Source organism: Bacillus cereus group sp. BfR-BA-01331, from assembly GCF_022663915.1.
Classification (GTDB): domain Bacteria; phylum Bacillota; class Bacilli; order Bacillales; family Bacillaceae_G; genus Bacillus_A; species Bacillus_A mycoides.
This window is the reverse complement of the sequence record NZ_JAKUGJ010000019.1, coordinates 61,605-85,565: the sequence shown is the minus strand read 5'-3', so window position 1 is coordinate 85,565 and position 23,961 is coordinate 61,605. Positions and strand designations below refer to the sequence as shown.

The window sequence follows — 23,961 nt, the reverse complement described above, 5'->3', positions numbered from 1 at the left end:
CTCCAATCTTATTTGAATAGTTTTCTCTTGAAATTATTCTATAATCTATCATATATATCCCTCCAATTCATGCTAAGCATAAGTTTACCAACAAAATAGAAAAAACAAAGTCTGAAAATTCACGAAAAATTATGATATAATTTAATTGAATATAAAGAAAAAGGCAACCTGTTTTTATCAGTGTTACCTTTTTCTAATTACACCACGGGGCTACCAACTAAATAACATAAAAAAACATCCCACAGCCAATAGAAGAGAATATACCTGTATAAAAAATATATGGGTCATGTTATGGAAATAAAATCCATACTATGACCCATTTTTACACGTATCTCGGCTGAACCCCTATTTGCAAAGACAAGTTTTGATTTTTTTATTTGTTAATTTGTAATACAAAAAAGAGAACCCTTATTTATTATAAGGATTCTGCAACAGGAAAGAACAAATATATAATAATAAAAAGAATTACTTATATTATAATTTAAAAATAAGACAAATATATTGAGAAAATTCAGAACGCATTGAATATTTCTGAACCCTTATTTATAATTGATTATGAGTTGGAGTACTAATCTGTCATCTGTTCCTTTTTCTAAAGAAGATTGATTTCAATCTTCTTTTTTTTGTTAGTTCCTCTTTCCTCGAAGAAGGAATAAGAATTACTTAAGAATTGTGGAAATAGCTTGCTTGTAGACTAGTTGTTGTTTTCCATGAACCATCATAAGAACCGTAAATTTATCCATTGCAAGGATCTGCCCACGTATTGGAACGCCATTCATTAAAAATACAGTAACATCCCCTTTTTTCTCTTTCAATTGTTTATACATATCTTCTTGTAAGTTATACATGAAATACGCCCCCAATTTGTATCTACTTTTCTTTTAATGCTTGCTGCATCTCTTTGTTGTCTATTTGTATTTCCCATTCACCTTCTATTTTTCTAAACCATTTTCCTATTTTACTTAGATAATATCTTTTTACTTCACCATTAGGAATCCAAATTTCATGTTCCTGTATTTGATTCATCACTTCATGAAGAATCTCATCATGTTCATACTTTTTAGGTTTTCTATAATGTGTTTTTACAAACTGTGTATATTCTCTACGTAACCAATTAGAAATATGTTGTCTTTGTCTTTGCTTGAGATGTGACCATTTTTTATTTGTTTGAAGGATTTTTCCATTTACTTTTATGTGGTTTTTCATCGACACTCATCCCCTTTTACTAGCAAAACGAATATATAACTATCGTATCACATTTTAATTGAAATAAGGCTCTAGGTACATATTTCGCAAAAAATCTATCCAAAATAAAAATAATATCTCCATTTCACACAAAATAGTATCCAAATCAGACGAGACCGAATCCATTAAGCGGATTAATTAGGTACAAAAATTTAATGTAGACTATTGATTCTTTAGTTTGTTTTTTTATTAAACATTACGGTACGTGAAATTTTAAATTTCCTTGTTAAAAAAGCCCCCATAGCTACCTAAGGGTATTTAGACTTTCGACTCCATTCTATTGTAACAGGCTTTCACCATACATGAGAAACATAATGAGCCAAAAACACACAATCATAATAAGAAATTCTTTAAACCCTTGCTGAAAGGAAATACGCCCTTCTTCCATTCTACATGCCCCTTTTCTTAATATCTTTATATGTGTTAAAATAAATAGGAAAAAAATCAGTCAATTTCTTTCTTCTACGGTCACTCAGACTTTTGCTCTTTGTTTGCTATTGCAAATGAAGAGCTTTTATTTTGCATACTTATATTTGCTTTCTAACATCGCATAACGCAATAGCTTTAACTTTGTTTCTTTTTTCAACGCTTTCCATTCCGATACAGCAATCTTCATTTTCCATTCCTCCAATAAATAAATTTGTTATTTCTATAGCTTATAAGTTCCAGTTGTAAATCTTTCTAATTTGTTTATCGCTAAACCCCTTATGAATAGCGAAGATTTCTGGAAAATCAGAGATACACAAATCAATAATTGTATTGTCAGTTGTTCTTATATAATAATATTGAACAGCTCCCTCATAATTCGAATATAAATAGTATTTATGAATTTTATAATTTAATCCATTGTTCTCTAATACCTCATAAAGCTTATTTTTAGTTTCATCCATTACGTCAAAGATAGTTAACTGCTCCATTATTAACAGCTCCTCATTGCGTAAATTTACTAAACTAATTCTAAGAACAAGGTTGTTTCATTATGTTCATTGGTATGCACATTAAACCTTTTTCCTGTAGCTTCTAATGCACTAAAAAGGGGTACGGAAACAATTCGAGGGATGAGGGGCCACTCTGGGATTTAATTACAAATATAAAAAACTTTATTCAAGTTCTTTTAATCTACGATATAGAGCGGCCTGACTCACTCCTGTAATCTGACATATTTCCTTTATTGTTTTATTGGTATGTTTTCGTAATTCAATTGCATGGTTCATGCCAGGATGTTTATCTGTGTATTTCTTCACTCTTCCTCTATGGGGTAGCACCAACAAAACGCGAATTTCGTACGCTAAGCAAAATGTCATAAAGAAAAAGCCGATTTCCTATACGTTAAGAAATTGACTTTTGGGATTTCTTTCAAATTAGAATTCTACAATTAGCAAAATAATCATTATTTACCCAATTGTTTATTATAAATATTAATTGAGTGTACCTTTTCTGCTAATAAATTATCTATTATTTGCTTTAATACCCTTGGCTCGCGTAGTTCTTTATTATCAAATTTCACTAGCTCATTTATATTAATCCACTTACTATCTAAGATTTCTTCTTCTTCAAGATACAATGAACCACCAATAACCTCGGCATTGAAATGAAATAGGATAACTTGAGTGTTTGTACTGCTGATAAAATTATATACACCAGTTGTGCTATGAAGTTTTACATCAAAGCCTGTTTCCTCTTTTACTTCCCTGCAAGCTGAATGGAAAATGTCTTCACCATATTCAATACGTCCACTTGGAAAGTTCCACTTCTCAATGGCAGTTGGTTTATTTTCTTTTATTATTAAGACTTTATCGTCTTTAAATACTGATATACTAACTACTAAAACAATCCCATTTTGAGTCATTTTATTTCCTCCAGTATTTTATACTTATTGAAACACTTTACTTTGTGAAGAAGTTAATTTTATGAACTCATTAACATCTTTAACACATAATTTTATCCCTTTTTCCCAAAAAGTTTCTAATGTGATATCTTCTCCTAAGTGTTTCATTACTAAATCTTCTGTTGACATACTTCCTGAATCACGAAGCAATTTTAAATAGTCTTTTTCAAATTCTTTACCTTTTTCTTTTGCGTTTGCAAATATACTTAATGCAAATAAATATCCAAATGTATATGGGAAATTGTAAAAAGGCGATTGTGTAATATAATAATGTGGTGTCCATATCCATGAATGGAGTGAAGCATCATCAAGGGAACCAGCATACCCTATATCTATTGCTTCTTGCATTATTTCATTTAAGCGTGATGATGAAACAATTCCCTTTTTACGTTCCTCATAGAATTTCTTTTCAAACAAGAATCTAGAATGAATATTCATAAAATTCATGACGCTACGCTTTAATTTCTCATCAAGTAAAAACAATTTTTCATTAGTTGATCCCGCTTTTTTCATTGCAGCATCTAAAATAATCATCTCAGAAAATGTTGAAGCAGTTTCGGCAATACTCATTGGATACTGTTTATTCATTCCACTAATAGGTTTCATTGCATAGTTATGAAAGGCATGACCTAACTCATGAACTAGTGTTAATAGATTTGTAAAAGTACCGTCATATGTCATAAAAACTCTGGATTCCTTCGAAAGTGGAAACCCAGCACAAAAAGCAATAGCTGACTTATTAGAGCGATTCTCTGATTCTATCCAACCTTTATTGAAAGCCTGTTTAGCGAAATTCTCTAGTTTTGTTCCAAACTGACTAAAATGTTCCAATATGAAATCAACAGCATCTTCGTATTCTATTTTTTGATCACTCTTTGTAACAGGTGCCCAAAAGTTAAATGATTTCATTTTTTCATGACCATTCATTTTTGCTTTTTGATTTAAGTAGTTAGTGAAGGGGGTTTTGAATTTATTAACCGCAGACCACATTGCATTTAGCGTTTCCTTTTTCATACGATTTTTCATTAAGGGTTCTTCTATTACATTATCTAAGCCACAATTTTTGTAAACTTGTAATCGAAATCCTGCAATATGATTTAATATTTTCGCAAATAATTCTTCGTTTTCTCTCCACTTATTTTCTAAAGCAGTATGAGATTTTTTACGAACTTCTTCGTTAGGATGTGAACGTAAATTTATAGCTTGTCCCACTGATAATTCGTTTTGTTGACCATTTATTTGAACTTTAATTCTAATATTGTTTATAAGTGAATTATAAAATTGCCCCCAAGCATGATATCCATCTACCATAAGGTCTGACACTAAATTTTGTTCTTCATCTGAAAGTTTCATTTTAGTATCTTTACGCCATTCATTTAGTATGAACTTGTAATTTGCTAAAACATCAGTATTAAGTAAGTCCGCCCACAAATATTGATTCGTTTTTATTAAAGTATTTTTCACTTTTTTCAATGCAGATTCAAAACGAGTATGTATTGTTGTTATTTTTCCCTTTAATGTTATAGCATGTTGATCCTTAGGATTTTGAGCAAGAAGACAGGTAATAAAAGAATTAGCTTGTGATATATAAATTTGAATGTCTCCTATGTAATCAAGTAAATCTGCAACTTTTTCTGATTCATTTATGTTTCGCGGGGTATTAAAAAAATTTAGTTTGTCTTCAAATTTATTGACCTGAACATCTAAATCTTTTATATGTTCACTTAATTGAGATGATTCACTTCCACCTGGGAATAGATTGTCTAAGTTCCAAACTTGTAGATATTTTGTTTCTTTCAATTATTTCTCCCCCTTAAATTATAATAACCCCACAACAATCGAACGTATATTCTTGATTTTATCATATCGTAGAGTGTTATTTCATTATTTTACACAAATGCTTTAAGTATATTTCTTTTCACTCTTCCTATCGCCGTACCATAAGTATCCATATTGATTATGTATTAAACACTATTAATAGTTCTAAAAACGACCGTTTATGGGACTTGATTGTTTTTTAACAAAAGCGTTTGTAACTTTAGGAGATAATTTGCGTAGTTTTCAAATGATAACTTGCACATAAAAAAGCTTTATTTTGGATGAAAAATACTTCACCGAACAAAAAATAAGATAAAGTTGTTAAAAAGTCTGACTTGAAGAAAAAACTCTAGACATTTATCCAAAAATAACATTTATAGCATGCTATTGACTAAACGTTACTTTAATCCAAAAAAGGTAGCATATAATGACTAGTATGTTTTACAAACTAGTCATTATATGCTACAGTGTTTTTAACTAGTATGTTTTACAAACTAGTTAATGAACGATACTGCATTTCTAACTAATATGTATTACAAATTAGCGAGGTGAGTAAATGAAAGAAACACAACTACTAAAGGGGGTACTTGAAGGTTGTGTGCTATCTATTATTAAACAACAACAAGTATACGGTTATGAACTTGTACAAATAATGCGTGATTATGGGTTTACAACAATAGTAGGTGGAACAATTTATCCTCTACTGCAAAAGTTAGAAAAACAAGGGTTAATTAAAAGTAAGGAGCTCACTTCACCTGATGGACCAAATAGGAAATACTTCTTTATTACACATGAAGGAGAAGAACAACTAGAGGGTTTTGAAGAACAATGGGGTTCATTGATTGTAAAAGTGAATCGGATTTTGACAAAAGTGGAGAGTGAATTGGATGAAAAATAATACCGCTAAACAATTAGTGGAGCAAAATAACAAGCTTAGAGAACAGCTATCCCCAGAAAATAAAATATATTATGAAGATATTTTATTGTATATGCGTACATTTGGTTTTTTCTATGAAGAATTAGAAACAGAACGACACTTAATGGTAATATTACAAGATATTTTAGAAGCACAAAAACATGGCGAATCGGCAGAAGAGTATTTAGGTAAAAATCCAAAAGAGGTTGTCGATCAACTGACACAGCAATTTGATAAACCTTCATGGAAATCGATTTTTAAAATTAGTGGTTTAATTTTTTTAATTAGTATGTTTTACGATATTGTAGGTAGTTTTACAGCCCCATCATTACAAATAAATGGATTGGTTATATTGTTGAATGGAATATTCTCCATTGCATTCGTTTATGGTGTTTTTAAATTATTACACCTGAGTATTTATATGAAAACGCAATTACCAAGGTTAATTAAATTTTTCGTAGTATGGATAATAGCAATGATTCCGTTTGGGGTATTTTTCCTCATTCGACTTTTTACACCAAAACAAGGAATTTTAAAAATTGGTACCCCATTTGATTGGATTGCCATTCTTGTTATTTTAATCGTGTCTATCGTTTATGTTATATTCAAGAAGAAACGTGAATTCTTTGGGGGTCTTACTTACGTTGTCGCTTTAGGAATATTCGGTTTATTGTTAAGGATACCACAAACGAAAGAATTAGTTCAGGGTGGTAAAAACCAAACTTTTGTCATTCTTTGTATTATTGTGCCTATTGCGCTCTACGCACTAGTCGAATGGTTACTATTTCGAAAAATGGAAGATGAAAATTAGTTATGAATAATTAGTGCTTACAATGTAGAGGTATCATTTTAACACTCTTTAAATGAACGATAATACTTCAAATCGTAACATCCATATAAAAGATAATCCCCGCATTTTTCTCAAATATTTTTAAAAATGCAGGGATTTTTTTAAAAAAAATCAACATTTTTAGTTTTGATTAAACTTTATTGTCAATTAATATCTTCCTCGAGTTCTTTTTGAATACGATAAACCGTTGGTCTGGTCACGCCGTTCTTTTCAGCAACCTTCTTTATAGGTAATCCTGAATTTAACATTTGTACGATTTGATAATAGACAGCTTGTTTTTGCGGATCTCGCGCACCTGGCCCATAAAGGGTTGGTCGCCCTTTATAAACCCCTTTTTCTTTCGCGATTTTTATTCCTTGTGCCTGTCGTCGTTTACTTTCTGTACGTTCTTTTTCCGCAATCATAGCCAAAAGTTGAAGAATTAAATCTTTGACAAAACGGTCTAATAGCGGATCACCTAGGGGCTCACTTAATATAGGCATACTTGTAACAAGTAAACCGATTTTTTCTTGCTTCAGATAATTTATTGTACGAATGATTTCATTATAATCACGTCCTAATCGATCAATTGCTTCTACCATTAAAAAATCGCCTTCTCGTACAAAATCTAAAGCTCTTTTAAATTCTACACGATTCATAAAATCCGCTCCGGATTTTTTCTCTACAAATATTTTTTCCGCACCATGATTTTTAAATTCTACAATTTGTCGATCTAAGTTTTGATTCATAGAACTGACTCTCGCATAAGCAACTTTCACTCTCAAAAACCCTCCAGTTTCCCACCATTTATTTTACACCCTAATTTTACACTTAAAACATCTGTTTCTCAATATATGACCCGTGTAAAATTAGGGTACACCCAAAATAGACACATAACAAAGTATATGAAATAATTGTGTTACATTTTATGGAAAGGAGAACGAATAAATGGACAAAGAACATTATCACTCATTAACACAATGTACAGAACAACAATTGGAAGATGCATACAAAAAATATAAAATTATTTTTCCTTATTTAGAAAATGAAAAAACTGTTCAACAAATCAGTGAAGAGACAAAATTATCAATTCGTATCATTCAATATTGGATTTGCAAATTCAAAGAAAATGGTTTATTGGGTCTTGTCAGAAAAGAACGATCTGATTGTGGGAAATTTAAAATACCCGACTTAGTTCAACAGCAGATTCAAAAAATTTATCTTGAAAATAAAAACATTTCTATTTCTTCTATGCATCGAAGAATAAAAAAGTGGTGTGAAGAAAATGAACTTGCTGAACCTAGTTATTATCAAGTTTGGAGTTTCATAAGGAACATCCCTAAGAACTTAATTGAATTAGCTCATTACGGAAGAAAACATTATGAGAATAAATATGATTTAGTTTATTTGCGTGAAGCTAAACATCCTAATGAATTCTGGCAAGCAGACCACACTATGTTAGATATAGAAATTTTGAATGCAAAAGGTCAACCAGAAAGACCATGGTTAACTGTAATACTAGATGATTATAGTAGAGCAATTGCGGGATTTTACATCGATTTTGGTGCACCAGATACTATTCGAACTGCTTTAACACTACGTCAGGCAATTTGGAGAAAAGGAGATAAAAATTGGACGATTTGTGGTATACCTGAAACATTTTATACAGATCACGGAAGTGATTATACATCTCAACATATGGAACAAATCTCAGCAGATTTAAAAATGGTACTGTCATTTTCACGGGTAGGGGTTCCTAGAGGACGCGGAAAAATAGAGCGATTCTTTCGAACTGTTAATACGATGTTTCTTCAAGATTTACCAGGATATATAAAGAATCATACATCACAAAAATTAATGACATTAGATGAATTAATAGAACAATTCCACCAATTTGTTTTAAATACTTACCATTATAGGATTCATGGGACAACAAATAAACGTCCAATTGAAATGTGGAATGAATCTGGATTTCTTCCTAATATGCCTGAAAGCTTGCAGTCTTTAGATTTACTTTTGTTGTCATCGGCTAAGCCACGCAAAATCCATTCAGATGGTATCCATTTTCTTGGATTAAAGTATATGCATACAAACCTTTCAGCGTTTGTTGGTGAAGATGTAATTGTTCGATACGATCCAAGAGATATTGCTGAGATTCGTGTTTTTTATAAAGGTACCTATCTATGTACTGCAATATCTTCTACAGTTGATGGGTATTCAATAGGCTTGAAAGAACTTCAAGCTGCAAGAAATAAACAACGCAGAAAATTAAAAAATAGCGTTATTATCACGACAAAATCGGTTGTTGAGCATTTAAAGGTTGAAAAAGACGCATTAGAAAAAGTGAAGCAAGTTAAGCCTATCACTTCAAAACTTAAGAGGTATAAAAATGAATAAACAGAGCCACTTCATTGAAACCAAAGAATATAAAAAATTCGCTGAATTTTGTGATGCATGTGCTGAATTTAAATATATCGGTATCTGTCATGGATTACCCGGTGTGGGAAAAACAATTTCAGCTCGTCAATATGCTAATTGGGATTATACCCATTCTAAGATTAACGAATTTTCTGTTTACAGTGACCAAGGGAAAAATGTAAAAGATGATACGATTTTAAAAAGTAATACTGTTTTTCACACCGCTCCATCTGTCCGACCTTCAAGGTTATATGACATGATTAAGCACACATGCTTCAATCTTCAAATGTCTAAAGATGGTTATCTAGCGATAAGAGATAACTATGAAAATAATTGGACAAGTTCATTTAAAAAAGCAGATGAGTTTAGTGCGATTGATCTCATTATCATTGATGAGATCGATCGTTTAAAGTTTCCGACACTTGAAATTCTTAGAGATATCTATGACCAGCACAACGTAGGTATGGTGTTTATTGGTATGCCAGGAATTGAAAAAAGATTAGCACGTTATCCTCAGCTTTACTCCAGAGTCGGTTTTATTCATGAATTTAAAAAATTAACTCCAACAGAAATGAAACATATCTTAACATATAAGTGGGAGAAATTAGGAAACAAACTACAATATGAGAATTTTGAAGATTATGAAGCAGTGAATACTATTATAAAGATGAGTCGAGGGAATTTCCGATTACTTGAACGATTATTCTCTCAAATTGAAAGAATAATGACAATCAATCATTTAGACAAAATCACTACAGAAGTCGTTGATGTAGCAAGAGATTCTTTAGTAATCGGAGGAAATGAATAATCAAAAAAATAAATTTACAATTATTAGTTTGAAATAAGTTTAATTAGAAATATTTTGCACATTTTTATTTGGTACGAAGTAAAAAGAATCCATTTTAAAAACTTTATCAAAATGGATTCTTTTACGCTACATCTAGACATATTAAAAAAGTTTGATTATGCAACTCTATCAATTATTCAAAAATTTTCAACTTCAACAAATGCTTATTTAAATTGTATTTTTCTGATGACATCGATCACACAAAATTTCTTTTGCAATTTTTACTAATACCTTATCTAATACCCCAACTGGCATTCGTGATTTAGTTGGGTGATTTAATCGAACAATAAATTCTTCTCCTTCACCTATTTCTTTAGAACAAATAGAACAAATAAGTTTTGTTTCTTTGAAAAATGATAACAACTTTATCACCGCCCTCTATTCATCTTGTAAATCCTGTCTTTGCTTCAATCTTAGTCGATATACATAATACATCGGTATAAAACCACATATAAGTAGAATGCTTCCTAATAATAGGCCGTCTTTCCAGCCATAGTTTGGTGTAATAGAAATAAGGTAGGCAATAAACACTACAATAACAGCTAATACTACCAGCCGAATAATAAATGATTTCTGAGGGTTTATTATTGCCCTTTCTTGTTCTACACTAATACTCATTGATAAATAGGCAGATACGATTGATGTTAAAATAAATACCATCCAAAGAGGGTTCTCGCGCATTCTATCAAGTCCCCCCTGAAAAAAGTCATAACCAAGAATGGATAAGATTCCTATGGTCTGAACAATATACGTGATTTTAATATTTTTTAAGTTCCTTAAAATGAGTCTTTCATCTGTAATTTTCTTCATTTAAAATCCTCCTGATCCAACCAAAATATCTCATCTAATTTTGCATTTACGGCATAACAAATTTGTAAACATAACTTTAGTGACGGGTTATATTTACCTTTTTCAATAAGACTGACAGTTTGTCTTGTAATTCCAACAACATCAGCAAGCTGTTGTTGTGTCAAATCTGCTTTTACACGAGCAATTTTCACGTGGTTTTTCATATCATACCTCCACAAAATATTGTAACTTATATGTTGCGTTATGTAAATTATAAATTGCATTAATATTTAAAAACAGTTCTGTGTTCTAAGATGTTTTTTAATCCCCAAAAAATACCTTAGCCCTTATAAAATCCATTAAAAATAAATATCCCTTAAGATACTAAATCCAAAGGGATAAAACAGTACAATTTCTTATAACCAGCTACGCTTAAACTTTATTTTGAATCCATAGTAATTTTGCAGAGTTTTCTATTGGTCTATATGCAATTTACTGCTTAAAAACTATGCAATTTATCTTCTAAAGTTACATTTTTCTCCTCATTTCAAATATATTTTTGATAAGTGTTATTGAGAGTCTCTGAGACTAATAATATCAAGGAAAGGATTTCTTCTCAATAGGGTACACTCTATTGAGAATATAAATATGCAATTATGCATATTTATATTTTTTATTTTAATAGCAATGAAATCTAATATATAATTAAAAGGTTTTTTACGAATTGATAAGGAGATGCGAGTATGAAGAAAATCATAGGACTTATAATATCATTATTTTCTACCTATGCACCAATGCTTACAGAGGAAACCGAAGTTTTAAATAAGTGCTGATTTTGAAATTTTATCTTTAACAATTAAATAGGAGGTCTATTGTGAACACAATTAAAAAATTATTTTTGAGTTCTATGGTATGTATTTTATTATTCAGTACATTAGGAACAGCTTATGCAGAACAAAATAATCAAGAAACTACATTATCCTTTATCGATGTGCCAAAAACACATTGGGCGTATAAAGAAATGATGTACATGGCTGAAAATAAAATCATTACTGGTTATGGAAATGGATATTTTGGTGCCACGGATCAAATCACACGCGAACATCTTGCAGCCTTTTTATATAGGTACTTAAAACCGCAAGACAGTGCCAATAACCCATTTGTAGATATTAGTGAGAGCAATTTCAAAAAAGAAATTTTGGCTCTTACAGCACGGGGGATTTTCAGCGTAAATGCTGAGAAAAAATTCAATCCCAAGAATAATATGACCCGCGCTGAAATGGCTGTTGTACTTGTAAAAACATTTGATTTAAAACCGCAAGGAAATTATGAATTTACCGATATGAAAGGTCATTGGGCCAATGAATATGTGAAAATTCTAGCTGGAAACCAGATAACAAGTGGTACTGGTGACGGCAATTTTAATCCAAATGGATTTGTCACAAGAGAGCAATTTTCTATGTTCTTATATAGGACGATTATGAAAGTAACAGATATGCAAAATGATGAATCAGTTGGCTGGGTGAAGGAGAAAGAGAATTGGTACTATTACAACAAAGATGGTAGTAAGCAAAGAGATAACATTACGTTAGATGGAATAGAGTACTCCTTTTTTAAAGATGGAAGGCTATACCAAGGGAGAAAACAAGTAGGGAAAGATACTTTATACTATAGTGAACCTGGTAAACTAAAGACTGGATGGAGTTTTTCTGCAACTTCATGGAGCTATTTAAAAGATGGGAAGTATGTGACAGGAACATTTACCTATCAAGGAAAACCATTTGAAATTAATAAGTACGGGGATATGGAAAAGGGATGGATTACTCTACGTTCTGCTGTTAAAAGAATCTATCCAAAGCCAGAAACAAAATTTCTATTGAAGTCTAAACCTGTAAAGGATGGAGATGTTTTAGAAGTCATCTCAAAACAAGGTTTGTGGTATCAGGTCAAGTATCAAGGGGAAATCGGATATGTCAGGGTACTAGAGTCAGTTATAATTGGTGAATCACCAGTTCGTTCATGGGATGTAGCAAAGGAAGCAACGAATTTGTCTCATTTTATGATAACTGAGTATCATAAAGATCCCGAAAAGTACTTTCCGCAAAATATTCAAAAGAAATTTGATAAACAATTAGATAGTGATACAGATCTTCTTGCGAATGGATTAAAATGGATTGATGAATTAAAAGAAGCACTCTATTTAGATAATCAAAAAGGGTGGGTACAAGAAGAAGGAAAATGGACGTATTATAAAAAAGATGGACAAAAAATAACTGATTTCCAAGCAATTGATGGGAAACGTTATTATTTTGGTACAGATGGCTTTATGCAAACGGGATGGGTACATACAAATGGATATGATTATTATCTGGGGACCGATGGCGTGGTGCAAACTGGAATCCAACATATTGACGGAAAAATCTATTACTTTAATCCATTAGGTTTTGTACAATCAGGATTTACAACTGTTGATGGGAAACCATATTATTTTGATGCTTCCCATGAATCAAAAAATGGCTGGATGAAGCAAGAGTTTAATTGGTATTTACTACAGCCATCAGGTGCATTACAAACAGGAGATTTTACATATAAAGATAAGAAATTCTCTTTTAATCAAGATGGAGAAATGGTTAAAGGGTGGGTTACATTAGAATCCCTTGTTAAAAAAGTATATCCTGAGGCAGACTTAAAAAAAGCATTACGTGCAAAAAGTGTGAATAAGGGTGAAGTGATAGAAGTAGTGGGGAAAGTCGGTTCTTGGTATGAGGTTAATTACCAAGGCGAAAAAGGATATGTGCGTATTCATGATGCCATTATTTTTGATCAGGAGGCTAAAAATCCACTTACTTTGCTTGATGGAAAAGTAAAGATATTTGAAGGTGTATTAGATTATTTAAAAAGTGATGAAACACTCATAAATAACACGATTAAGATTTTAGAAGAAGAAGAGCAACGTTTGGTAGATGATGCAGAGAACTGGGAAAGTATTTCAAGGAACGTAAACAACGCAAAGCAAGATGTACAGTATAAAATACAAGTAATGAAAGAAGCACATGGTAAGTTACAAGAACTAGTAAATGCAATGAAAGGTGACATAAAAAATTTAACCGTTACCCAAAGGAAAGAACTTGTAAAATTACTTGGAGCTGATGGAAAAGAATTATTAGATTTTGGTGTAGAGACATACAGTTTTATACTTCAGTATTATGAATCACTTATTGAGGCCTATGTTGGTTATTATCAAGCATTAGATGTGGTTGCGGCCAAAGCGATTGAATGTCAAAATGAGATAAATAAAGATATTCATCAGATCACATTGAATATGCAAGAGTTATCGAAGGGGTTATCTGGTGTAGTTAAAGATTTAGGACCAGTTGTAAATAGCTCTATTAATCTGAAACATTCCATTGATGAGGCGAAACCTGGGATGGAGGAACTTGTACAAGTAACAAGAGAAAACGCTCCAATCATTGCGAAAGATTTACAAGCATTGGATGCCAAAGTCCCAGGATTCTTCACAGATTTCAATATGGGAATAGATCTTGCAAATACATTCATGGACTCCGCTAATAAAATAGCAAGTCATAAGATTGATATATCTGCTGCGGCAAGAAATATTGGGAATATTGAATTAGGTAATGCGTTCCGTGATTTTGGTGTTACACCAGGAAAATTGGAAGAGGTTGCACAATCCAATCGAGATACAACTAAATTCATGAATGTAACATTAGATCTTGTGCCAATTATTAATATCCCTAAAGAAATAATCCAAATGGTACAAGGACATGAAATAGCTGAGGAAGAAAAATATAAGCCGTCAGATTATGTCATGGGTATCGCAACAGTATTTTCTGGTGGAACCATAAAAACAGTAAAAACTATCGGCAAAGTAGTTGGTACTGTTGAAGATATTGAAAAGAAAGCGAAAAACCTTGAGAAGGCTGCAAAAACAACTAATTTCACAAAATATCCTACTGGTTTTGATGAAGTTGCTAAATATGTAAAAGAACATAAAAAATTACCGGATAATTATATTACGAAAGAACAAGCACAAGCACTTGGTTGGGTTAGTAAGGATGGGAACCTTCATAAAGTAGCCCCTGGAAAAAGTATGGGTGGTAATATATTTCAAAATAAAGGAAACCCCTTACCAAATGCTCCAGGTAGAGTTTGGTATGAAGCTGATATTAATTATTTATCAGGGTATCGAGGTAATGATAGAATTCTTTATTCTAGTGATGGATTGGTGTATAAGACTTCAGATCATTACAAAACGTTTACTGAAATAAAGTAGAAAGGAATTTAGTTATGGAAAAAATATATTTAGATGGACGGATGTTTACAAGTAAAGATGCACTGCATAAAACATTAAAGAACAAATTAGATTTTCCAGATTACTATGGTGAAAATGCTAATGCGTTGTGGGATTGCTTAACTGCATGGGTTACTCTTCCTTTAACAATAGAATGGGAATTTTTCAAAGAAAGCCAGAATATGTTAGGACAAGAAGCAGATTTGATTTTAGAAACATTTCAAGATGCCCAAAATGAAATGCCAGGAAATTTTTTCATTAAAGTAAAATAATTTAATAGCATTTAAAAAGCGTAGAAATAATTAATTTCTACGCTTTTTATTGTATCAATTTGATTTTCTTTCATAGTGGCCCCTCATACCTCGAATCGTTTCCGTACCCCAAAAAGCATTCTTTTATATCCTTGATCCATAAAATCTACACTGATTTGACCATGATTCATAATAAATTGAAGATCAGCCATCATCTTTTTAACTTTCCGTTCCATATAATAACCTCCTTGATAGAGTTATATAACTTATATAACTATTCTATTACTCATTTTCCCGATTGTCAATATAAGTTATATAACTTATAATTACTTTTATAGAGGAGGTTGTAATATGGCTGTTAATAAAGACAAGTACACTCAAATTTTAGTTACTTTTACAAAAGAACAAGTGGAACAAATAGAAAATTATTGGCATGAAAATAAGCTGAAGAATCGAAATGAAGCAATTCGTCAAATCGTAGACAAAGGGTTAAGTCGTAAATAATGGCTACCCTTTTTATTTTTCCTGAAAAACCTAAAAACGCATTTAAATTCCCCTTCTCCCTTTACATGCGTTTTTATAACAAATACGACTTATTATATTAATAACTCCATCAAAACCCCATACAACTAAATCTGAAGGGTCATTTTTTAGTTAAACTGATTTTTTTCATGTATTCTTTAAACAAATGAAAAAAGAGCCGGATTTTCATCACAGCTCATGTATGAATTGGTTCTGTATGTGTACATGTGGGATATTGTGAACAGCCAAAAAACTTATTTCCTGTTTTATTTGAATTACGAACGACTAAATCATGTTTACATGTTGGACATTTCCGTTCTGCAGGTTTTACCCCTTGATACACATCTTCAGCCGAATATTCGGGATTGATTTTATTAATCAATTTCTGAAGTTCTACACGATCTATTAGTTTTACATGACAAGCTTCTGCTAATTCTTTCGCCTGCCTTGTATACACACTGTTCGTTACAACCCAGCCCTCATTTGCTTTGTAATAGGCTTGTGCTGCATATATCTCTTGTACGGCACTAATGCCGACTCTATTTTTCATCCCATAGCGTTTTGCCTGGATTACAATACGATTTCTCCCCTTCAATATCAGATCCGCTCCGAAATCATTTGACTGCTTTGTGACTGTTGGAGAATAACCCAACTCTCGAAAGAGAGCTTTTAGGTATACTTCGAATTGATGTCCGTCCATTTTGTCTATATAACGAATACCAGACTTAGCCATTCGCTTTAATATTCTTCGCTCCTGGATCTTCCGGTACATGAATTTACAAATACGAAAAAGAACATACAGGATAAAACCATACATCAAAATTTGTAATATGTTTGGCATTTCTGGTAGATTAGACACTTCGCTCCACCTCTTTAATTGGTTTCGTTTTCTTTGGTTGTGCTGTTTCTTTTGCCTGTTGTTCACTCACTTGTTTCTTCCGGACATCGTTCCAATCTTTTTCATTCGTTGGAATATCCTCTTTAAGATCTACAAAGCATTTCATTGTCTGAATGAAGTCTTTCCCAGCCTTGTCGTTATCAACTGCCATGATGACCTCTTTAATATCGTGCCCTTCTTTTTTCGCATCCATTAAAGATTGAATCACTGTTTTTGACTTCAATCCATGCATAGAAAACAGGCGAGCGTTTCGGATATTATTTTGTTTAATGCTCCAATGCGATAACATGTCGATTGGATCTTCATAAAAATAAATCTTATCCGGTTTACCTACATCAACCGTAAAACCGGCATTGATTTTTTCATAATTCGGGACAATTTGCTTAAAGCTTCCCCTTTTATTCTCCATTTTGACTGTCCCTTGACGGTTCATTCCAATGACTTGCCCTTTGCCTCCTTCTTCTCTCCATTTGAACACCACATTATTTTTCTTATCCTGGGCGATGAGATCCTTATTAATCAGCCAATTCACCAAGCGAGGATCTATTTTCCGTTCATGAATTAGATATTCTTTAATCTCTGTTTGCTTATTTACTTCCAGGTGTTTGGGATAACTAAAAGGCTGCTGCTCGTTTTTGCGCTCCTCTTCAGCTTTTGAACGATCATACTCTTTATAGTCCCCCTTTTGAATGTCCATCACGGCTTGAGGGAATGTCATGTCATAGTACATCATGGCAAAGCTAATCGCTCCATATCCTTTTTCCCCTCGACTATTCCAGGCGTATTGATTCCCTTTAATGATGAGACTGTCATGCTCCGTATGACGATAATAGTTTCCTTCTTTCTTAAACGTTTCTCCTTTTGCTTCCAGATATGAAATCAAGTCTATTTTTCTTGCTTTCATCGCATCCTCCGTACTGACACGTGCCATTACGGAATCCCCCCTTTACTCTATAAAATGAAATAAAAAAGAGGACTATTCCGTTTCCTAGTCCTCTTTTACATACATTCAATTTTTATTTGCCGAATAAGAATTTTAATCGCTTCTCCTGTACGCTGTATGATAAACGAGCGTCAAATTTTTTACCGTTTTTGTTCGAGATAAACCCTTTAATCTGATCCGTCACATTCTTTTCTAATAACTTTTTCACATGGTTGCTACTTAGATTTTTACCAGAGAATGTACCAAAAATAATGAAGTCACAGCCTTTTTTGTATTTCTCACATAAGTAATTACTTTTCCCTACAAGAACTCTACTCTTACATAATGGACACTTACCAATGGTACGATCTTCAGTTGTTGGGAAACGGAATTTCAAACTTCCGTCCGCTTCCATATAGATAGCTGCTGTAAATTCTCCCTTTTCACCTTGAAAGCCGTTTATAAAATCCGTTGTTTTATACTGAATTAGCTTTTTCATCTGATTGCCAGGGATTGCTTTCCCTTTCATCTTGGCTGGTAACATAAAATCACATCCATTTTTATGCTCCGTACATCCATAAAATGTTTTACGATGAAGCATATCCCCTTTTTTACATTTTGGACATTTACCAAATGAAAGCTCCTCTTGTGTTGGGAACTGAAATTTAACTTTTCCTTCATGTAACACGAGATAAGCGGCAAACTCTTTCTCATTGGACTTAAATCCTTTTAAAAGATCTGTTTTCTTATCCTCGAACAGCTTTTTCGCTTGCGCTTCCGGAATCGCTTTTTCTTTAATTTTTTTCGGTAAGGAGATTTCACATTCCGGATAATTACTGCACCCATAAAAATTGCCTTTATGAAGGATTTTTCCTTTTCTACAAGGACATTTGCAAACCTCAATTTGCTGATTCCAAGTATTAATAATGCTATCCGACACCTTATCATCCATTACGCCTAATTGTTCCACTGTATCTTTTACAAACGTATTTGTTTTCTCTACAAATTCCTCATATTTCATTTCTTTCTTTTCGATCATGTAGATCATCCCTTCCATTTCCGCCGTATAAGCTGGATTTTTGATTTCATCTACCGGAAAAGCATCTATAAACGCACGACCAATATTAGTGGTTCGAATCTGATTGTTGGTAACATCAATATAGCTTCGCTCTAACAGTTTCGGAATAAACGTTTCTTCAGTTGCGACTGTCCCAATCCGTTTTCCTTTCATAAGTTCTTTCAAATGTTCATCATCCAATTTACGTCCTGCCGTCTCCATAAAGGTTAAAATGGAACTTTCCGTATGAAAGGCTGGTTTCTTTGTTCGGGACTCAATCAAGTCATACTGAACGATTCTGAAAGAATCTCCTTCTCGTAAAATAGGTATCTGAAATGCTTCAACCGAGCCCTCTTCTATATCCTCTTGAAACACACTTAGAAACCCTTTCTCTTGTAGGATTTTTTCTTTTGTACTGCATGTGTTGCCCTCTTGATCTATAAAATATACTTCTCTTACCAGATAGATTGCTGGTTTCATAAAATTCCCGATAAATCGTTTTACAATTAAGTCATATAACTGTTTTTCTAATGGATTTCGGTTGGTCCCGATATATAATTTTGTTGTTGGAATGATGGCAAAGTGACTACTGACTAATTCATCATTAAATGTAGAGTGTTTTTTCGTAATAGAAGATGGGATTACTTGTTGTACAAGATTTGCATAGGAGCTTTTTTCTAACGCTGCCATTACTTCCTTCACTCGTTCCACTTGCTCAGTGGGTAAATGCCTAGATGAAGAGCGAGGGTAAGTAATAAAACCTTCTTCATACAAACTCTGAATATGTTTCTTTGCTGTTTCTGCATTTATTTTCAGTTTGGCGTGAGCATCTTTGTAAATATCCGTTAAGTTATATAATAATTTTGGTTTCTTTTTTCTCGTACTTTCTTTAAATTCCGTTACGATTACATTTGTTTCTTTCAAGCTATCTCCAAGCTTTTGTAGTGGCGATGGATCTATCAGTTGATCCTCTGTTTTCATTACTGGTGATAAACCATTTTCCGTTAGTAGCTTTAAATTGTAATAGGTTTGTTCTTTATAGTTTTGGATAGCAATTTCCCTTTGACGGATTTCATTTAAGATACACATTTGAACACGACCAGAAGCCAATAAGAATTGGTTTCTTGCTAGTTTTGATGTACAGCCCCTCGTAACATTAATTCCAAGAATATAGTCCAGGTATTGCCTGGCTTTAGCGGATTGAGCAAGCCCGTCATATTCTGTTCCTGGTTCTAATCGGTTTAACGCTCCTTCTAATTCTGCGGCCTCATAGGAAGAGATAAAAAGGCGAGATTCTCGCTTGTTCACACCTGCATATTCAACTATTTCACGATAGATAAGCTCACCTTCCTTATCCGCATCACAAGCGTTTGCCACATGATCTACATCGGGACGATTTAACAACTTAACCAGTATTTCAATTTGTTCAAGACTATCTGATTTCGCTTTATATTCCGGCTCTAAAATAATTGGCAAGTGATTAAAATTAAATTCTTTGTATCTTTCATCCATTTCCTCCGGATATTTTAGTTCTAATAAATGCCCTCGGCACCAACTAATAATGTAATTTTCATTTTCATAGTATCCATAATATGGTTTGCTTCCTGGATGCTTTTGTGAGTTTCTAAATCTAGGTGATTTTAATAATTCAACAGCTACTTTCGGCTTTTCTGCAATAAACAATGTTTTCCCCATACGTAGTACCTCCTATTAATCTGTAATTTCAGTTTCACGCTTCCATTTCTTATTTCTCCGCTTTTTCATTACTCTGTGACCGAATAATAACAACGTGTTCAAAAAGACCGCTACAAGGAACATACAGCCCCCAAACAGCCATACATTCATGACATTCGCTCCTTTCGTTTTACAAATGAGAAAGAGGGCTTTTACTTTTACCCTCTTTCATTTTTAGATATAAAAAAATCACTTTCCGTTTCTCAATTGAGTAACAAAAAATGATTTAAACTGATTTACCATTTATAAAATTTTTCACCGTTCCATTTCCATTGTTTCTTTTTTTCTACTTGATTTCTTTGTAGCCTTCGACTGTTCTACATTACCTGGATCTGGCTCCTTGTCTTTTTCTTTATTATTCGTTTGTTTTCCGTTTAATGACTGAAATTTTTTATCTACATCTATTTCTTTTGAAGTTGTAGACTGATTCACCGTTATTCCTTCTTTCCCAAGCTTCTCATCCACCTGGTTTTCTAATTTCACTATATGTTCCTGGCTTACCAGCTCATTATCAATCGAAACATACTTTGTTGTATAATACCGCTCTTCAGCTTTTACACGAGTGACAATACTATCAATATTATCTGGTGTTTCTTCATATTGTGAACGTCTGTATGCTTCGAATTTTCGGCTTAAGTCCTTATCTAATGTAGTTGACTCTTTTTCTTTTGAAGGTTGAATTTGTTGATCTAAAGAGACAATAGGTGCATATCCTTCCTTTTTCATTTCTTTATATAATTCCCCTTCTTTTTCATTAAATGAGTAATCTTTTTGTCCCTCCGCTTTATCAACTAGGTGTCCATATCGTTCATCTTTTACCAATTCATCTAGACTCATATTTGCATCCTTTTCATAAACAACAAATGACAAATTTCCTCTCCCATCAAAGATAGAACTTTGAACCTTTTCATATAAATCTGGTTTCAAAATGTTATCTAAGGAGTAATTTTCCCGTTTCCCGTTCTTTTCCATTAGGAAAACAGATAAATCCTCCCGATTTGTTGAATCTTGATTCCATACAGACAAATAATCGATATCTTTCGTAACAGCATCCATCATGTGGATTCTTGCAACTTCTTCTTCATCGTGCAAACCGTTTGCTAATACTTCAATTGTTACTAAATGGTTGGGTGTCTCTTTCGATTTTTCTAATGTATTTTCCTGTGCTTTTTCCATCGGTATTTCTTTGTTATTTCTATGGTTCACTACCTCATCTCGTAACGCTTGTTTTACTTCATCCGATAGATACCTTTTCTCGTTTAATACTTGTTCATATGGTGTCTTGTAGTCACCATCCCCCATATTGAAACGATCCATACTCACAAGCTCCATTCTCCCAAAATCCCTATCGACTTCTTTTGGAATGGCAATATGATAACGAGCTTGATCGTAAGGGATGGTTTCACCTCTTTTTCTAGCTTCTTCCCTTGCTTTTTCAATACTTGTAATAACCTCAGCCATTTTTTCATTTGCTTCTCCAAATGGAAACAGTTGATTATTCTTAAAAGTTTCATTGTCGCTCCATTGAACTAACATAGTTGGACGATTAATTTCATTCTGATTAAGTGCTGCATACTTTTCTCGATTCGCCTCGTTAAATGCATCAATAAATTCTTTATCACTCAATTTTTCTGCACCATCTACTGGTTCAAACGCACGATTCCTATCTGTTTGTTCCCTTAACTCTGAAATAGAAACAAGTTCTTGTGTCGTATTACTTAAACTCATGTATTCCACTAATAAAATATTTTTTTCGCCCTGCTTTTCATTTCTATTTGCCATACTTTCCACCTCTTTTTCATTTATTTGTTCTTTGTCCTTTTCTAGTGTGTTTTCAATTGTTTCAATAAATTCAATCGAAGTTTCATGTACTTCTTTTAATAATCTCGTTTTATCTTTCATTTCTTTTCCTTGTGTCCAGCTCGCTAAATATCCTAATGAATATTCGCTTGTATCAATTCCAAAATAAGAAGAAACGGCGTAAGCTGTCATTTCTGCTTGAAACTCTTTTTCTGGTGCTGTGTAATTCATATGTGTCTCTGCTGTATGAAGTTTGGCATGTGCCAATTCATGAAGAAGTGTTTTAACATTTTGTAATTCACTGTTTCTAGGATTCAACGCAACCTCTTTTGTTAAGGTGTAACTAACTCCCTTTGCGACCCCAAGTTCTTGCTTCGGCTCAATAATTTTTACACCGTTTTTTTCCGCAATGGCTTCCATGCCTTTATACAAACTCTGGTAATCCGTAACGCTCCCTTCTAGCCAACGATTCGGAAAAATACGAGGTAGATCTTCCGCTTTTGCGTTTGTTTGAGACAGGTCAAACACATGACCGACAGCAAAATATAAGCGACCAGGCATCACTTCTACGCTTTTAGATTCAATTTGTTTCTTCTCTTCCTCACTTGCTTTAGTTACTGTTTTCCAACTGCCTTCTTTGTCCTTAAATTTTGCTACAGTTCGGTTTGGAACAAGAATTTTAATTCCTTTCTCACCCTTCTTAACCGGAAAGCCTTTTTCTTTCCAAAAAGAAAAGGAACCAACTGCACTGGCTCCCTGGAATTGACTCTGTATTAATGAAATATTAGATGGTGAATAGTGATAAAACTTTGCCATAAACGTTAAGTACTCTTTTAAATCTCCCGGTGTACGAAAATAACCTTCTACGCTTTTTTCCATCTTTTTTGTTAAAGCTTGCACCGCTTCTTTCTTTTCTTCTGGTGATTTCGTTTGATACTTTTTCTTATAACTTTTACTCATGATCTTCTTCTACGCTTTCACTCGCTTTTTGCAATTCCTCCATGTCTTCTTCATTCCATCTTTCAGTTGTATCAAAGAAAAGCGCATGTGTTTTTACGTTAACCGGAACTAACATATTCTCTTGATTCATAACATGAACTGCAAGTTCTTCCTCTTGTTCTCGTGTAATTTTGATTGTTAATTCTTCATCTTTTACAAGTAAAACAAGTTCACCTTCTCCAATCTCTTTAATGGCTCCTAATGCGATATCTTCATGAAATAATAACATCCTACTAACCTCCTATTTTTTTTATAAAAAAGAACAATGTAGCTTATGTTACATTGTTCTTTGATGCCTCGTGATCTATACGTTTTTGTCTTGCATGACTAATTCGTTCCGCTACGACTTCTTTTGCTATTTTCACGCCACCGACTTCTATTTTATCCGTAGTAATAATACTCTCTAAATCTAAGTCATTGGCAAAGAAGTATCCATTCATTAATTCAATTAAAACTTGTGTATTTCGATCCGCACTATTTGCACCAAGACGAATTTTTGTTAGCTCACTTTTTAATATGTCATGAAGATTTTTAGAAACAATTTCGGAAATATAATTCAATGACCATTCTGTACTTTTTGATGCTTGATGTTCCATACAAATTTTTGATATAGCATCCCCTGGATGTGTAATATTATTTTCATCCATATAGTCTTGAATGTATTGATGGACATTTTCATTTAACGATAACTTCATTCGTATTTTTTTATTCTCCAT

The 23,961-nt window shown here is 32.9% G+C and carries 25 protein-coding genes; 7 read left to right on the top strand and 18 right to left on the bottom strand.

All coding sequences use genetic code 11. The features are described from left to right. Window positions 1-659 precede the first annotated feature (659 nt). The 6 genes from hfq to MR155_RS24270 all read right to left on the bottom strand — a co-directional run bounded on the left by hfq (window position 660) and on the right by MR155_RS24270 (window position 4,933). The gene (hfq, locus tag MR155_RS24295; RefSeq protein ID WP_242311309.1) at window positions 660-848 is read right to left on the bottom strand and encodes an RNA chaperone Hfq; all 189 of its coding nucleotides are present in this window, start codon (window positions 846-848) and stop codon (window positions 660-662) included. A gap of 22 nt (window positions 849-870) precedes the next feature. Next, window positions 871-1,206 carry a transposase gene (locus MR155_RS24290; protein ID WP_242311308.1) on the bottom strand — a complete coding sequence of 112 codons (336 nt, stop codon included), beginning with the start codon at window positions 1,204-1,206 and terminating at the stop codon, window positions 871-873. Window positions 1,207-1,901: 695 nt separating this feature from the next. Continuing rightward, a complete protein-coding gene (locus MR155_RS24285; RefSeq protein WP_242311307.1) occupies window positions 1,902-2,162 on the bottom strand; it encodes a hypothetical protein in 261 nt (86 codons plus the stop codon). A 183-nt stretch (window positions 2,163-2,345) separates the two neighbouring features. Further along, window positions 2,346-2,489: a helix-turn-helix domain-containing protein gene (locus MR155_RS24280; RefSeq protein ID WP_242311306.1), complete on the bottom strand. Its 144-nt coding sequence runs from the start codon at window positions 2,487-2,489 to the stop codon at window positions 2,346-2,348. A gap of 146 nt (window positions 2,490-2,635) precedes the next feature. Beyond that, on the bottom strand, window positions 2,636-3,094 hold the full coding sequence (locus MR155_RS24275) for an NUDIX hydrolase (protein ID WP_242311305.1): 459 nt from the start codon (window positions 3,092-3,094) through the stop codon (window positions 2,636-2,638). A 24-nt stretch (window positions 3,095-3,118) separates the two neighbouring features. After that, on the bottom strand, window positions 3,119-4,933 hold the full coding sequence (locus MR155_RS24270) for a M3 family oligoendopeptidase (protein ID WP_242311304.1): 1,815 nt from the start codon (window positions 4,931-4,933) through the stop codon (window positions 3,119-3,121). A 574-nt stretch (window positions 4,934-5,507) separates the two neighbouring features. Between MR155_RS24270 and MR155_RS24265 the strand changes: the two genes are divergently transcribed. Next, window positions 5,508-5,849: a PadR family transcriptional regulator gene (locus MR155_RS24265; protein WP_000665426.1), complete on the top strand. Its 342-nt coding sequence runs from the start codon at window positions 5,508-5,510 to the stop codon at window positions 5,847-5,849. Next, window positions 5,839-6,678, top strand: coding sequence for a DUF1129 domain-containing protein (locus MR155_RS24260; protein ID WP_242311303.1), 840 nt, complete (start codon window positions 5,839-5,841; stop codon window positions 6,676-6,678). Before MR155_RS24265 ends, MR155_RS24260 begins: the two co-directional genes overlap by 11 nt. A 182-nt stretch (window positions 6,679-6,860) precedes the next feature. On the opposite strand, the gene MR155_RS24255 is transcribed toward MR155_RS24260, so the two are convergent. Continuing rightward, window positions 6,861-7,475 carry a recombinase family protein gene (locus tag MR155_RS24255; RefSeq protein WP_242311302.1) on the bottom strand — a complete coding sequence of 205 codons (615 nt, stop codon included), beginning with the start codon at window positions 7,473-7,475 and terminating at the stop codon, window positions 6,861-6,863. A gap of 169 nt (window positions 7,476-7,644) precedes the next feature. Here MR155_RS24255 and MR155_RS24250 point away from each other — a divergent pair, with 169 nt between their 5' ends. Further along, window positions 7,645-9,093, top strand: coding sequence for a Mu transposase C-terminal domain-containing protein (locus tag MR155_RS24250; RefSeq protein ID WP_242311301.1), 1,449 nt, complete (start codon window positions 7,645-7,647; stop codon window positions 9,091-9,093). After that, window positions 9,086-9,922: an AAA family ATPase gene (locus MR155_RS24245; protein WP_242311300.1), complete on the top strand. Its 837-nt coding sequence runs from the start codon at window positions 9,086-9,088 to the stop codon at window positions 9,920-9,922. The genes MR155_RS24250 and MR155_RS24245 overlap by 8 nt, the downstream gene beginning before the upstream one ends. Before the next feature lie 207 nt (window positions 9,923-10,129). Here MR155_RS24245 and MR155_RS24240 read toward each other — a convergent pair whose 3' ends face one another. From MR155_RS24240 to MR155_RS24230, 3 genes are read right to left on the bottom strand one after another with little or no spacing between them, the layout of a single operon-like run. Continuing rightward, complete coding sequence (locus MR155_RS24240) at window positions 10,130-10,324, bottom strand: hypothetical protein (protein WP_277958752.1); 195 nt, start codon at window positions 10,322-10,324, stop codon at window positions 10,130-10,132. Window positions 10,325-10,339: 15 nt separating this feature from the next. Next, window positions 10,340-10,771 (bottom strand): hypothetical protein, encoded by a 432-nt coding sequence (locus MR155_RS24235; RefSeq protein ID WP_061663005.1) that lies wholly within the window; start codon window positions 10,769-10,771, stop codon window positions 10,340-10,342. Next, entirely contained in the window at window positions 10,768-10,974 is a 207-nt protein-coding gene (locus MR155_RS24230; protein WP_086391208.1) for a helix-turn-helix transcriptional regulator, read from the bottom strand. Before MR155_RS24230 ends, MR155_RS24235 begins: the two co-directional genes overlap by 4 nt. 650 nt (window positions 10,975-11,624) lie before the next feature. On the opposite strand from MR155_RS24230, the gene MR155_RS24225 reads away from it, so the two are divergent. Then, window positions 11,625-15,044 carry an S-layer homology domain-containing protein gene (locus MR155_RS24225; RefSeq protein ID WP_242311299.1) on the top strand — a complete coding sequence of 1,140 codons (3,420 nt, stop codon included), beginning with the start codon at window positions 11,625-11,627 and terminating at the stop codon, window positions 15,042-15,044. Window positions 15,045-15,058: 14 nt separating this feature from the next. Continuing rightward, complete coding sequence (locus MR155_RS24220) at window positions 15,059-15,334, top strand: barstar family protein (RefSeq protein ID WP_242311298.1); 276 nt, start codon at window positions 15,059-15,061, stop codon at window positions 15,332-15,334. An 83-nt stretch (window positions 15,335-15,417) separates the two neighbouring features. Here the strand turns inward: MR155_RS24220 and MR155_RS31870 are convergent, their stop codons facing one another. Next, entirely contained in the window at window positions 15,418-15,549 is a 132-nt protein-coding gene (locus MR155_RS31870; protein WP_277958759.1) for a hypothetical protein, read from the bottom strand. Between the two features lie 115 nt (window positions 15,550-15,664). On the opposite strand from MR155_RS31870, the gene MR155_RS24215 reads away from it, so the two are divergent. Beyond that, on the top strand, window positions 15,665-15,817 hold the full coding sequence (locus MR155_RS24215) for a ribbon-helix-helix domain-containing protein (RefSeq protein WP_000290205.1): 153 nt from the start codon (window positions 15,665-15,667) through the stop codon (window positions 15,815-15,817). A 214-nt stretch (window positions 15,818-16,031) separates the two neighbouring features. Here the strand turns inward: MR155_RS24215 and MR155_RS24210 are convergent, their stop codons facing one another. The 7 genes from MR155_RS24210 to MR155_RS24185 all read right to left on the bottom strand — a co-directional run bounded on the left by MR155_RS24210 (window position 16,032) and on the right by MR155_RS24185 (window position 23,961). After that, the gene (locus MR155_RS24210) at window positions 16,032-16,694 is read right to left on the bottom strand and encodes a restriction endonuclease (RefSeq protein ID WP_242311297.1); all 663 of its coding nucleotides are present in this window, start codon (window positions 16,692-16,694) and stop codon (window positions 16,032-16,034) included. Beyond that, window positions 16,687-17,664 (bottom strand): DUF3991 and TOPRIM domain-containing protein, encoded by a 978-nt coding sequence (locus MR155_RS24205; protein ID WP_242311296.1) that lies wholly within the window; start codon window positions 17,662-17,664, stop codon window positions 16,687-16,689. The genes MR155_RS24210 and MR155_RS24205 overlap by 8 nt, the downstream gene beginning before the upstream one ends. An 85-nt stretch (window positions 17,665-17,749) precedes the next feature. Then, window positions 17,750-20,407, bottom strand: a complete 2,658-nt coding sequence (locus MR155_RS24200) for a type IA DNA topoisomerase (RefSeq protein ID WP_242311295.1) — start codon at window positions 20,405-20,407, stop codon at window positions 17,750-17,752. Window positions 20,408-20,422: 15 nt separating this feature from the next. Next, window positions 20,423-20,557 carry a hypothetical protein gene (locus MR155_RS31865; protein ID WP_277958751.1) on the bottom strand — a complete coding sequence of 45 codons (135 nt, stop codon included), beginning with the start codon at window positions 20,555-20,557 and terminating at the stop codon, window positions 20,423-20,425. Between the two features lie 144 nt (window positions 20,558-20,701). Further along, window positions 20,702-23,206 carry an LPD25 domain-containing protein gene (locus MR155_RS24195; RefSeq protein WP_242311294.1) on the bottom strand — a complete coding sequence of 835 codons (2,505 nt, stop codon included), beginning with the start codon at window positions 23,204-23,206 and terminating at the stop codon, window positions 20,702-20,704. Then, window positions 23,199-23,474, bottom strand: coding sequence for a hypothetical protein (locus tag MR155_RS24190; RefSeq protein ID WP_242311293.1), 276 nt, complete (start codon window positions 23,472-23,474; stop codon window positions 23,199-23,201). The genes MR155_RS24195 and MR155_RS24190 overlap by 8 nt, the downstream gene beginning before the upstream one ends. Before the next feature lie 43 nt (window positions 23,475-23,517). After that, the gene (locus tag MR155_RS24185; protein WP_098210576.1) at window positions 23,518-23,961 is read right to left on the bottom strand and encodes a hypothetical protein; all 444 of its coding nucleotides are present in this window, start codon (window positions 23,959-23,961) and stop codon (window positions 23,518-23,520) included.